The sequence below is a fragment of the Ectothiorhodospiraceae bacterium BW-2 genome (assembly GCA_008375315.1).
GTDB lineage: Bacteria > Pseudomonadota > Gammaproteobacteria > Thiohalomonadales > Thiohalomonadaceae > BW-2.
The window spans coordinates 1291239-1303646 of record CP032507.1 but is presented as its reverse complement, the minus strand read 5'-3'; the positions used below and the strand labels follow the sequence as shown (position 1 = coordinate 1303646).

Below are 12408 nucleotides of genomic sequence, written 5' to 3'. Positions count from 1 at the left end.
GGGGCTTAGATTAACGGTGACTCTCATCTTGCTCAATGCGTTTGCCGTTTTTATCGCGACCTCTCGGACCGCCGGGGCGGTTTTTGGTCTCGTTACTAAAGACAAAGCGGCCGAAGAGAACACACCCCTTCATGCCAGGATCGCAGGGGCGATTCTCCACTCGTTGGCACTTCCCTTCAAATTCGTGAGGACATCCCCAGCAGCCCATGCTCTTTGACTACGCTTTTTGGTAAACTTCCGCCCCGCTGCGGGTAAACTCGACCGACTTCTCCTCCATACCCGCTTGCAGGGCGATATTTTCGTCTAAGCCGTGTTCGCGGGCGTAGTCACGCACATCTTGGGTGATTTTCATGGAGCAGAAGTGGGGGCCACACATGGAGCAGAAGTGGGCTACCTTGGCCGACTCTTTCGGTAGCGTCTCATCGTGGTACTCCTGTGCTCGATCGGGATCAAGTCCTAGCGCAAACTGATCGTGCCAGCGAAACTCGAAGCGTGCTTTGGACATCGCGTTATCCTGCAGTTGAGCTCCCGGATGACCCTTGGCTAGATCGGCGGCATGGGCGGCAATTTTGTAGGTGATAATCCCCTCCCGTACATCCTCTTTATTGGGTAGCCCTAGATGCTCTTTGGGAGTGACATAGCAGAGCATCGCGGTACCATACCAGCCAATTTGGGCGGCACCGATGCCGGAGGTGATATGATCATAACCCGGCGCAATATCGGTCACCAGTGGGCCGAGGGTGTAGAAGGGGGCCTCAAAGCAGTCGCGCAGCTCCTTGTCAACATTCTCTTTAATCATCTGCATCGGCACATGGCCGGGGCCTTCAATCATCACCTGTACTTCGCGCTCCCAAGCGCGTTGGGTTAACTGGCCGAGTGTCTCTAGTTCGGCAAACTGGGCGGCATCATTCGCATCGGCTAGAGAGCCGGGTCTGAGGCCATCGCCTAAACTAAAAGAGACATCGTAGGCCTGCATAATGTCGCAAATGTCGTCAAAGTGGGTGTAGAGGAAGTTCTCCTGGTGGTGGGCTAGGCACCATTTGGCCATAATGGAGCCGCCACGGGAGACGATACCGGTGAGGCGATTGGCAGTTAACGGCACATAGCGCAGCAGTACTCCGGCATGAATCGTAAAGTAATCGACCCCCTGTTCGGCCTGCTCAATTAGGGTATCGCGCATGATCTCCCAACTCAGCTCCTCTGCCTTGCCATCGACCTTCTCTAAGGCTTGATAGATAGGGACGGTGCCAATTGGCATCGGGGCGTTGCGCAGAATCCATTCGCGAGTTTCGTGAATATTTTTGCCGGTGGAGAGATCCATTAGGGTATCGCCACCCCAACGCGCTGACCAAGCCATCTTCTCGACCTCTTCGGCAATCGATGAGGTGACCGCCGAGTTACCGACATTGGTATTAATTTTGACCCGAAAGTTGCGGCCGATAACCATCGGCTCCAGTTCGGGGTGGTTAATATTGGCCGGAATAATCGCCCGACCGGCGGCCACTTCACCACGGACAAACTCGGGGGTGACTCGATCTGGAATTGAGGCACCAAAGCTCTCGCCCCGATGTTGTTGTAGTAGCGCTTGATAGCGGGGATCTTGGCGTAACTCATCAAGGCGCATATTTTCGCGAATCGCGACGAACTCCATCTCTGGTGTAACGACTCCTTGGCGAGCGTAGTGCATTTGGGTGACATTCTGTCCCGCTTTGGCGCGGCGTGGTGGGCGAATATGTTCAAAACGGAGATAGTCAAGTTCGGCATCTCCTTGTCGCTTCTGTCCATAACTGGAGCTAGGGCCGGAGAGCTGTTCGGTATCTTCGCGCTCCTCAATCCAGCGGCCGCGTAGATCGGGCATCCCTTTGAGGAGATCGACTGGGTGGTCGGGATCGGTAAAAGGGCCGGAGGTGTCATAGACCACAATCGGGGGATTCTGCTCCTCGCCGCTACGGGTGATTGTGGCGCTCTGGCTCACCTCCCGCATCGGTACGCGAATATCGTCGCGGCTCCCGGTAAGATAGATCTTGCGTGACTGCGGAAAGGGGCGGGTAACCGATTCGGATAGCTGGCTGGTTCGCTGGATAAAGTCTTGCGGCATTGCGCTCATGGAGAGCCTCTCTAAAAGTCGTCTGTGGTCTGAAGCATCGGGGTGGCAATCGAGTGCCACAGGGGCCTATTATCGGGGCGACTGGTGGAAATTGCCAGCTTTCTATGACAGTGAATGGTATCTGATGGCACGATTTATCGCTATAATGGCGCTTTCACTACCCGTATTGAGCTTGGGGAACGCCAACATGTCCGATATGAACCTGCAACAGGCGCGGCACAACATGGTGCTGCAACAGATTCGCCCTTGGAACCTGCACGATGATCGTGTCCTAGAGGCGATCGATTCGCTAGCGCGAGACAATTTTGTCCCCGAAAACTATCGCGCAGTCGCCTATAGTGACTGCGCCATTCCGCTAGGGTACGGTGCTACCATGCTGCCCCCTCGGATTGAGGCTCACATGGTGCAGAGCGTCTCACTAAGAGATAGCGACTCGGTGCTGGTTATCGGCAGTGGTAGTGGCTACCTGATGGCGCTTGCCGCTCGTCTTGCTCGCCATGTCACTGGTGTGGAGCTAGTGCCGGAGCTGACCGAGCTGGCGCGAGAGAATCTACAGCGGGAGGCGATTATCAATGTGACCCTCCACACGGGCGATGGCGGCCATGGTTGGAGTCCGAAGGGGGAGCTCTATGAGGCGATCTTGGTGACCGGCTCACTGCCGCAGCTACCGCAACAGCTACTCGATAACCTATCTCCTAACGGACGGCTCTTTGTGGTTGTCGGTGAGGGAGTCGCTATGCAGGCGCTACGAATTGAGCGCACCAGTGCGGTGAACTGGCAGCAGCAGGAGCTATTTGAGACGCAACTGCCGCCGTTGCAAAACTTCTCCTTTAGGCGTCAATTTAGCCTGTAGTGGCCTCTATCAATCTGAACCGGAGCTAAATAAAGCGCATGCGTTATCCTATTTTATCGCTATCTATTTTGTTACTGTCGTTAGCCCCCTCACTCTTGTGGGCTGACGATCTACTCCAGATCTACCAAACCGCCAAAGAGCAGGATAGGCAGCTTGAGGCGGCTCGATTGGGGCTGCTAGCTCAAACCGAACAGCGCAATCAGGCCAGAGCGGCGGTGATGCCGACGGTGGCAGCCTCGGCCTCTATCGACTACAGTGACCACTCGCTCCAAGGCGACAATTTGGGTCAAACCGGCGCGTTAGTGGTACAGCAGCCGCTCTACCATAAACCGGTACTCAAACGGATGGATCAGGTCGAGGCGGAGATTATCGCTAGCGAACTACAGTATCGTCAGGCGCAGCAGGCGCTGATTCAGCGGGTGGCCAGTGCCTATTTTGATGTTCTGGCGGCGCAAGATAGCCTCACCCTGTCGCAACAGGAGCTTAAAGCGATTGAACTACAACTGAATCAGACCAAACAGCGGTTCGATGTCGGTATGTCACCGATTACCGATGTCTATGAGGCGCAGGCCCGTTTCGACTTAGCCTCGGCGCAGTTACTCTCCTCGCGGGCGGCACTCGATAGTAGTCGCGAAGCGCTACGGGAGATCATTAATCGCTCCATGGGCGAGCTAGCGACACTACAGCAGGAGCTACCCCTCATCCTACCTGAGCCGGTGGGGGTCGAGCCGTGGATTGCGCAGGCTTTAGAGCACAATCTTGAACTGGCGCTACAGCAGGCGCAGATCGATATTTTACAAACTGCCATAGAGCAGGCTGAAGCGGGCGATGCTCCTAGTGTCGATCTAACCGCACGGCTGGCCCGTTCACTCAATAATCACAACGCCGATGCCACCACTCAATCGCTTGGAGTGCAGCTTAACTGGCCGCTCTATACGGGTGGTTTAACCGACTCTATGGTCGCAGAGCTACGCTACCAGCAGCAGCAGGCGGAGGCAAATTTAGTGCGACTGCAACGCTCAACCATCCGTTCGGTGCGCTCAGCTTGGTTAGGGATCGAGACTGCGATTGAGCTGGTTAAGGCACGGAAACAGGCGCTCTCATCGGCGGAGACGGCGCTTAAAGCGACCGAAACCGGCCTACATGTCGGCACCCGAACTTTAGTCGATCTACTTAACTCACAAAAAGATCGCTTTAGCGCTCAGCGAGACTATACCAAAGCGCGTTACGATCTAATTTTAGCCAATTTGGGGCTAAAACAGGCCGCAGGGGTATTGCAACAGGAGGATTTAGTCCAAATTAACCGGCTGTTACAGTAAGTGAACCGGAGATTAGCCCAATGAGTTCCCCCTTTCCTGAGATAGCTCCCGACTTTACCCAACCGCTAGCGCTGCTACGCACCTGCCACGATAAGATCCTCCACCACTGTGAACTGCTAGAGCAGCTACTGACAGAGCTCAATGGTGATAAGATCGATATGGCGACCATGACCACGGCGCAAAAAATCTACAAATATTTTCACAAAAGCGCACCCGAGCACCACCAAGATGAGGAGCAGCAGCTCTTTGTGTCGCTAGCACGCCAATCGCTCAAACTGGCCGATAGAGTCCATCGCTGTAAAAAGGAGCACCAGCAGCTAGAGGCGCTCTGGGCACAAATCGGGCCACAAATACAGCGCCCTAACTTAATCAAAGAGTGGCAACCCTTCTTGGCACAGTGTCGTGAGTTTATTCAAGTGCAGCGCGAGCATGTCGCTTATGAAAACGAAGAGCTGCTCGATATGGCGCAACATATCTTCGGTCAACGGGAGTTGGAGAAGATGGGACGGGCGATGGCGGAGCGGCGGGGTATTTTAGTTCGGTAGATCGCTAAAACAGTTCGATATCATCCTCTTGACTGTCCTCTGCCTGAGAGCGAATGTAGCAGCTAATCGCCTCATCGAGCGAGAGACCGGAGAGGATAGCATCGAACATGGCTCGATCAGATTCGGTGGTATATCGCTGCCGAATCGCCTCGATTAGCTGGTGCCACTCCCCCGGATTATAGAGTCGGGAGGCGTCATTCACCAGCTCACTCAATAGCCTTAGACTACTGGCAAGGTGGTTCATTCGTTGAGTTAGCCGATCGTAGAACTGAAAGGCGATAATCGCTTGGTGCATCCGCTGCTCAATATCGTTAGCCGCAGAGATAATCGCCTCGCTCTGCTGCGGGTTATCGTGCTGTACCATCTGCTTAATCTGCGAGGCTTCGTTGACCATGGTGGTAAACGATTCGCTGAGGGTATTGATCGACTCATCGCTATCGGTCAAGCTCCACTCGATCTGGTGGGCGGCAACATTGAGCAGTGAGACCGTCTCACGCACCTGACTCCAATCGAGATCAGGGCGGAGAGCGGAGGAGGGGCGAGGCGTCGTCGAATCGGCGGCTGTCATGGTAAATCGGAGGCTAATTAGTAGCTATAGCTTGGCCCGGGGCGCATCCGATTCTGATACTGATAGCGGTAGTGGCTGACCGCGCTCAGGCCGTTGGCAATCACATCGACCACGCGCCACCCTTGGGGGCCGTTGTGCAGTCGAAACGCGAGTTGTAGCGATCTGGGCTGGTTCGGATAGTTTAGCTCTGCCCGCAGCAGCACCTGATTGCCGTGGTGGCGAGCGGCTGGGTAGTAGCGAATTTCGCTATCGCGATACTGGTTAAGCCCCTTGGCTACCGTCGTTAGCACCTCATTTTGGAGCAGCTTGCGCAGGTAGTCGCGCTGTGTGGGGTTTAGGCGACGATAGAGTGGGCCGGCCACTTGGCGCGCCATGGCTTCGAAGTCGAAATAGGGGACAAGATGCTGTTCCAGATAGCGCTGTAGCTCCATAGGTGAGCTTTGGGGGGGGTTAGCAAGGGTCTCAATCCCCTGTTGCAGTACTAGCGCTGGGTTTTGACTCCGTTCGGAGGGGGTTGCATAGGCCGCTACGGTGGCCAACAGCAGTGAGAGAATCATCAGTGGATAGGCGAGTCGTAACATAAGGGTCACCTCGTTGGTTGTTCAGGTTTTTGAAATTTTAAGGCCGCTTTAGGGTTCAGAGAGCGACTGCGATGGAGCATAGCACAACTAGAGAGGGGGGGGAATGGCGTTGAGCAGAGATTATTGGGCTAATCTCGGGGCAGCCTGGGGCAGAGCCATACCGGGGAGGATGCGCATAATCTCCTCACCACTGGTGAGGCCTGAGGCGAGCAGGCGGGCGGCAGAGAGGGCGAGGGGCTGTAGTCCCTGCTTATAGGCCTGTAGCCGTAGCGCTTTTAAATCGGCCTGATCGGTGATAAGTCGAGCTAACAGCTCATCGATCGGCAGCATTTCGTAGATAGCGGTACGGCCATGGTAGCCGGTGTTGCGACACTCATGACACCCTTGGGCGGTAAAGATCTCTGCTGGCGGTTTGACCCGCCAAGGGGTGGTGAGTGACTGCCATAGCCCTTGCGGTAGCTGCGCCCTACTCTTACAGTGGGGGCAGAGGGTTCTGAGTAGCCGCTGGGCGAGCACCCCTCGTAAGCTGGCCTTAATTTGGTAGGCTGGCAGGCCGATATCGGTGAGACGAATAATGGCCGAGACCGAGTCGTTAGTATGTAGCGTCGAGAGGACAAGATGGCCGGTAAGAGCGGCTTGGGCGGCCATCTCCGCTGTCTCCTGATCACGGATCTCACCGACCATAATAATGTCGGGATCTTGGCGCATGAGGGTGCGAATACCGGTGGCGAAGGTGATACCAATCTCGGGTGCTACCTGCATCTGGTTAAATTCGTTGACAATCGTCTCAATCGGATCTTCAACTGTACAGAGGTTAATTTCCGAAGTGGCTAACTGTTTTAAGCTAGAGTAGAGGGTGGTCGTCTTACCTGAGCCGGTAGGGCCGGTGACCAGAATAATACCGTTTTGCTGGGCTAATAGCTGTTGCCACTGCTGCTGTAGCTCGACTGAGAAGCCGAGCTCAGTAAACGACTTAAGCATTAGCTGTGGATTAAAAATTCGCATTACCAGCTTTTCGCCAAAGGCGGTTGGCATGGTCGAGAGACGCATCTCGAACTCACTACCGTTGCGGGTACGGCTCTTAATACGGCCATCTTGGGGGCGGCGCTTCTCCGCCACATCCATACGAGCCAAAATTTTAATACGACTGGTAATCGTGGTCACAATCTGCATCGGCATGGCGTAAACGGTCTGTAGCTGGCCATCGATACGAAAGCGAACTATCCCCTCCTCGCGTCGCGGTTCGAGGTGAATATCGCTAGCGCGTTGCTCAAAGGCGTACTGTAGCAGCCAGTCAACAATATTGACCACATGGCGGCTATTGGTATCGACCTGACCCGATTTTCCCAGCTCCATTAGCTGCTCTAGATCACGCAACTTACCGTAGCGGTTCCGATTTTGGTGCTCTTCAGCCCCCTTAATCGAGTGGCTTAAGTGGTAGAAGTCGTGCAGATAGCGGTTAAGATCGACTGGATTGACCAGCACCGCCACCACCGACTTTTGCAAAATCGGCTCCAACTCCTCCACCCACTGTAGTTGAAACGGCTCGGCGGTGGCAACAACCAGCTCATGGTCACTAATCTGTAGCGGCAGAATATGGTGGCGGTTGGCATAAGCCTCTGAGACCTGCGTGGTGACTCGGGCGACATCAATTTTTAATGGATCGATACGGCGATAGCCGATACCAGCTCGTTTAGCGAGCCACTGACAGAGATACTCCGTCGTCAGCACGACAGTTGGGCTCTGGGCATGGCGCCACTGTCGTTCGCCTAGTGTGATTAAAGGGTGGGTCTGTAGGGAGTGGGTGGCGTGCTCCCCGGTCGGCACCAAATCGAGCCGCTGTAGGGAGGTAATCAGGCCATCGCTCTCTAGCGCCTCAAGTAACCAAGCGAGGGTGAGATAGGTAGGAGGGTGCTGTGACACGCGGTTTAGATCCCAGTCGGGAGAGGTAGGGTAGGGGAGGGAATGCTAAATCTCCTTAACAGTTAAAGCGACACACCTAAGCCCATAGACCCAAGCGCCACCCCCCCAGTATAAAACAACTGGCGCAAGGGTGAATAGAGGCGAAACTTAGAGCAGAAGTAACCCGCCGTTATAGTAGCTGTGTAGCGCAATGGCTGGGATAACCGTGCGATAGCGCTCCCGCACCGCCCCAAAGATCAGCCCGGGCACAAAGGTGAGCAGCGCCCACAAGCTAGGCTGGGCGTAGAGGTGGAGCAGCGCAAATAGTAACGCCGTCACCAAATTCGCATAGCTAAGATAGCCGCAGCGGTGTCCACCCCAGCGCTGCTGGAGTAGATAGCCCTGTATCGCTCCACGAAAAGCGAGCTCCTCGACCACCGGTGCGACCAATAACAGTAGCCACAACGGCGTTAGCGGCGGCTCACTAAACGGGGCGAGCAGCAGCCAGAGCGGAATAGGGGCTACTAATGCTGACCAAAGTAGCTGGTGATCTTTGAATTGAAAATTTTTTAGCGGCATGTTTTTGATTTAAAAAATTGAGGAGGGCAAGGGGCTAAGGTGATAAGCTTAAGTGACGAAACAGTAAGCGAACACCGGAGCCCCAGCCCATGCCAGACATTATGCTACTGTTAACCTGTTTAAGCTACGAATTAGGAAAAACAGATCCGCGTCGTTTAGTGCGAGTCGCTGAAGCGATGCTGTCCATGACAGGCCGAGTCACTATATCACCCTGTTAGGACTTTCACGCTGGGGATGCGGCCAGAGTCGATTATAAAAGAGGTAGGAGCGAGCCGCGTTAAAGAAAAAGAGGCGGCCGACTCTGTTGCCAACACGACTAGCGGAACTGTCTCATTTGCAGCCGGTGAGACTAGCAAAGAGGTGGTCGTGCAGCGAGTGGGTGATGGGCTGCGTGAGGGGAGTGCAACGCTATAGACGGTAGTCACCGGGGGTGACAATAGCTAGCGGGGTCGATATTGATATCGTCGCTAACCGTAGCGATGTCATGGTGACTATAGCATGACTATTGTCGCTTCCAATTTGAGCTAAACTGAGGAGTGGAACGAGTTATGAGCGAGATAATTAATGAGTCGATGATGATCGAAACGATTCGGCGTCACCTGCCGGAGATCCTGCAGTACGATCCGGCACTGCGCGACTATATTATGGAGATCGCGAAAAGGGATTTTGCTAGTAAAGACTATGTCGATGATCGTATTGGCCGGTTAATTAATGAACTGCGGCAGGAGCGGCAGGAGTGGGACCGCAAGTGGGAGGAGGAGAGGAGGGAGCAAAATCGAAAGTGGGAGGAGCAGAATCGAAAGTGGAATGTCCAAATGGAGGAGAACCGTCGCATACAAAAGTTTCATGAACGCGCTATCGGTGCGCTTGGTTCTCGTTGGGGCCTGCGGTCAGAGCGCTCGTTTCGTAATGCTCTAGCGGCGATTTTGCAAGATAGCTTTGAGGTTGAAGTACTCAATGTCAATGAGTATGACCATGAGGGGATGGTCTTTGGTCGTCCCGATCAGGTCGAGATGGATGTGGTGATTAGAAATGGAATGACGATTATCTGTGAGTTGAAATCGTCCTGCGATAAGGCGGCGATGTATATCTTTGAGCGCAAAGCACGCTTTTTTGAGAAGCAGCATCAGCGTCCGGTGACGCGGATGCTGATGATCTCACCGATGATCGACTCACGAGCCTTGGAAGTGGCTAAACGACTCGGGATTGAGGTTTACGGTCAGCCAGAAGATGTCACCGCAGAGGCGCAATCGGTAGAGAAGTGCATTGACGATTATTGATTGATAGAGTACGGGCGCTATTGGAGCAGAACCCTGTCGCACCACACATTATCTATCGTAACGAAGTCTGGAGCCGATACCGCTTCTATCAGTGGGTTACCTAAGGCGGCGCAGAGGTTTTTGGGTTCGGTTTTCATGGCTGTGTCGGCTCGATGCTAGCCAGAGCTGAGGCGCGGCTACTGTTTAAACAGCTATGGGTGCCGTCCTATCGTTTAAGCTGGTGTGACTCAAAGCCGCACTGGGGGGAGAGTACGCTGTTGCGGCGGCTGGCTAAGTTGAGTGTGGTTTGGCGGTAGGTGTCGATCAGTGGGGCACTGTTGCCCCTCTCCTCTTTCTCAATCCACCTAAAACGGCCACCACCACGGGCCGCGATCAAATTCACCGGCACACTGCTTTAACTGCGCACCGTAGCGACCGGCGCTACTTTTGACCTTGCGAGCCACTTTTATCAGCCACGGCTTTTTGAGATAGCTTTTGCGCTTATAACCGGTATGCCCCTCGTGGTAGGCGAGATACTGTTTATAGGCATCCCACTTCGATATCCCCAGAGTTTTATGGGAGAGGTCGACATACCAGCCGATAAAGTTAACTGCATCGCCAAAGTCGTCCCGATCATCGCCGTAGCGGCCAGTTTTATCACGATACCACTCCCATGTCTCATCTTTAATTTGGGCATAGCCATAGGCGCTAGAGGGGCGAAACCAGGGGATAAAACCGAGCAGACGCTCCCGTTCAGGGCGGGCGTCGTGTAAAAAGGCTGACTCTTGGCGCACAAAGGCGAGCTGAATTTGAATCGGTACGCCATAGCGTTCGGAGACATCCGAGGCATCGCTATACCACCCCGATTTTTCGCGAAAAATTTCGCAAGCGTTGTCGATATGCTTAGGGGGAGCGGTGGCGCAGCCGCCTAGAAGAGCGAGGAGGAGAATCAGAGAGGTAACTTTCAGCACGGTAGCGGTTAAATGCTCCTTTGGCTTGGGTCTAAAAGAGAGTGGGTCGTATTATGCTACAGCTTGGCGGTTGCGGCTACCCTTGGTTGCGGTATTATAGATAGGATTCAGAACTTCGGGTAGAATGTCGATAGTGTAAGTGAGGTGTGTACTGTCGCGTAGGAGAGGAGAGAGGATGGCTGCTTCGAGGATATACTCGTTTGATGCCTATGATAAAAATTTTCGGCTGAAGATGCCGATCATGGTCATGATGGCGATGCTTTTTGGCATTAAAGATCTGATTTTGGTATTTTTAGCCTATGGGCCGAGCCGCTTAGCCGGTTCTGGCCACGAAATTTTTCGTGAAGTGATTGAGGTCTGGCTTCTGTTGCCTAACTTGCTGCTAGTACCGCTAATCGTTGCGTGGATTTTTCGGCATAAAACGACTCGTCTATTGTGGCTTACTGTCTGGTCTCATGGACGGGTGATACTTCTGTGGGCCTACGCGATACATTTTTTGATGGTTGCGGTGCAATTTTTTCGTGTTGACCATCTGCTGCATAAAAATAGTGGCACGCTGATGTTAATTGTGCTGCTGCTTGATTTTATTTTTTGGTTCTATATTTGGCATAGGCCGATTGTCGTAGATCTGTTTAAAGATTATGCTAAAGAGTAGAGTCTATCATCTAGCTGGAGTGACTGTTTAAACTGGTGATAGAGTCGATGGGCTATTTTTGATGTTTTTACTAAAAGGGGGCTAATGTGAGCTATAAATATACTATTGTTATTCCAACCAGAAACCGTCAACGCTACTGCATTGAGGCAGTTCAAACTGTAACTCGTTTAAATAGGGATGATGTGCAAATCATTGTGTACGCCCGGCATGGGTATGAGCTAATGAGGTGAAAGTCCTCTGTAGGAAGGTCACCGTTATTCACTGAGGAGTGAAAAGACGATAACTACTAGCGAAAGGCAAGGGCTAATCCGCGAGGAGAGGTCTGAAGGAAGCCGGCCGCAAAACTGCGAGCTGATGAACAAGAACATCATCTGAGGCGTATTCTGGAGGCGAGATGGCACAAGACATCGAAGCCGTGTGATCTAACGGACAACGTAAATGATGCAGCAGTGCAGAGAAAGTTCATGTTCTTATCCGGGGAGGTCTGCTTAACAAGCGATCGTGAAAAGACCTGTTGAGGTTCAGGTTTATCAATCTCGGCCCCTTTGAATCCATCGACGAAGGGAGAGCAAATAGATGGAAAGCGATAGCGCCTCATGGGGCAACCGATGAGGAGATTAAGCAGAAGTCAGCAGAGGCCATAGTAGCCAAACGCCTGCTGTAATGGGCAGGACAAGGTGAAGGGCCGAACATTTAGATAAAGGAGGAGCCATGAGCGACTTGAACGAACAAACGCCGACCGGCGGAAGCTGTCAAGCAATTTGAGACCAGTTGTTAAAAAAATAAAGCTCTAAATCTAGCCGGTGATTGCCACTGCCCTCACCGGCAAATTTCGCCTATGTTGAGTCATGACGCAACAAGGAGCGAACATGACCCTCATGGCCCTTTGCCGCAAGAGCCAAGCCCTTCAGCAAGGGGGAGCTGCAAGGCGAACTGCAACCCCTAATCTAGGAACCTCCCTCCTGCACCGCGTTACCCACAGCCCGCCCCCCTACGATAATAAGGGGGTCTCCGGGGGGCGGGCTATGGATAACGCTCTGTCATTCAGCCACCACAACCGGCTAAAGCC

13 protein-coding genes are annotated in these 12408 nt (G+C 53.5%); 6 read left to right on the top strand and 7 right to left on the bottom strand.

Annotation, left to right across the window (positions count from 1 at the left end; translation table 11 throughout):
• Positions 1-10 precede the first annotated feature (10 nt).
• Both D5085_06210 and thiC read right to left on the bottom strand, forming a co-directional pair.
• Positions 11-208 carry a hypothetical protein gene (locus tag D5085_06210; GenBank protein QEP42753.1) on the bottom strand — a complete coding sequence of 66 codons (198 nt, stop codon included), beginning with the start codon at positions 206-208 and terminating at the stop codon, positions 11-13.
• A 9-nt stretch (positions 209-217) separates the two neighbouring features.
• Complete coding sequence (gene thiC, locus D5085_06205) at positions 218-2107, bottom strand: phosphomethylpyrimidine synthase ThiC (GenBank protein QEP42752.1); 1890 nt, start codon at positions 2105-2107, stop codon at positions 218-220.
• Here thiC and D5085_06200 point away from each other — a divergent pair.
• Genes D5085_06200 through D5085_06190 form a run of 3 tightly spaced genes read left to right on the top strand, consistent with a single transcriptional unit; the run spans position 2106 to position 4824 of the window.
• Positions 2106-2960 carry a protein-L-isoaspartate O-methyltransferase gene (locus tag D5085_06200; GenBank protein ID QEP42751.1) on the top strand — a complete coding sequence of 285 codons (855 nt, stop codon included), beginning with the start codon at positions 2106-2108 and terminating at the stop codon, positions 2958-2960. The genes thiC and D5085_06200 overlap by 2 nt on opposite strands.
• A gap of 38 nt (positions 2961-2998) precedes the next feature.
• Complete coding sequence (locus D5085_06195; GenBank protein ID QEP42750.1) at positions 2999-4279, top strand: hypothetical protein; 1281 nt, start codon at positions 2999-3001, stop codon at positions 4277-4279.
• 20 nt (positions 4280-4299) lie between these two features.
• A complete protein-coding gene (locus tag D5085_06190; protein QEP42749.1) occupies positions 4300-4824 on the top strand; it encodes a hemerythrin domain-containing protein in 525 nt (174 codons plus the stop codon).
• A 4-nt stretch (positions 4825-4828) separates the two neighbouring features.
• Here the strand turns inward: D5085_06190 and D5085_06185 are convergent, their stop codons facing one another.
• The 4 genes from D5085_06185 to D5085_06170 form a co-directional block, all read right to left on the bottom strand.
• On the bottom strand, positions 4829-5323 hold the full coding sequence (locus D5085_06185) for a hypothetical protein (protein ID QEP42748.1): 495 nt from the start codon (positions 5321-5323) through the stop codon (positions 4829-4831).
• Positions 5324-5409: 86 nt separating this feature from the next.
• A complete protein-coding gene (locus D5085_06180) occupies positions 5410-5973 on the bottom strand; it encodes an ABC transporter substrate-binding protein (protein ID QEP42747.1) in 564 nt (187 codons plus the stop codon).
• Between the two features lie 120 nt (positions 5974-6093).
• On the bottom strand, positions 6094-7896 hold the full coding sequence (locus D5085_06175) for a type II/IV secretion system protein (GenBank protein ID QEP42746.1): 1803 nt from the start codon (positions 7894-7896) through the stop codon (positions 6094-6096).
• Between the two features lie 147 nt (positions 7897-8043).
• On the bottom strand, positions 8044-8454 hold the full coding sequence (locus D5085_06170; GenBank protein QEP42745.1) for a JDVT-CTERM system CAAX-type protease: 411 nt from the start codon (positions 8452-8454) through the stop codon (positions 8044-8046).
• A gap of 234 nt (positions 8455-8688) precedes the next feature.
• Between D5085_06170 and D5085_06165 the strand changes: the two genes are divergently transcribed.
• Both D5085_06165 and D5085_06160 read left to right on the top strand, forming a co-directional pair.
• Positions 8689-8868, top strand: coding sequence for a hypothetical protein (locus tag D5085_06165; protein QEP42744.1), 180 nt, complete (start codon positions 8689-8691; stop codon positions 8866-8868).
• 134 nt (positions 8869-9002) lie between these two features.
• Complete coding sequence (locus tag D5085_06160) at positions 9003-9734, top strand: DUF3782 domain-containing protein (protein ID QEP42743.1); 732 nt, start codon at positions 9003-9005, stop codon at positions 9732-9734.
• A 344-nt stretch (positions 9735-10078) separates the two neighbouring features.
• Here the strand turns inward: D5085_06160 and D5085_06155 are convergent, their stop codons facing one another.
• Entirely contained in the window at positions 10079-10681 is a 603-nt protein-coding gene (locus tag D5085_06155; GenBank protein ID QEP45071.1) for a hypothetical protein, read from the bottom strand.
• A 178-nt stretch (positions 10682-10859) separates the two neighbouring features.
• Between D5085_06155 and D5085_06150 the strand changes: the two genes are divergently transcribed.
• The gene (locus D5085_06150; GenBank protein ID QEP42742.1) at positions 10860-11339 is read left to right on the top strand and encodes a DUF2919 family protein; all 480 of its coding nucleotides are present in this window, start codon (positions 10860-10862) and stop codon (positions 11337-11339) included.
• The last annotated feature ends 1069 nt before the right edge of the window (positions 11340-12408 follow it).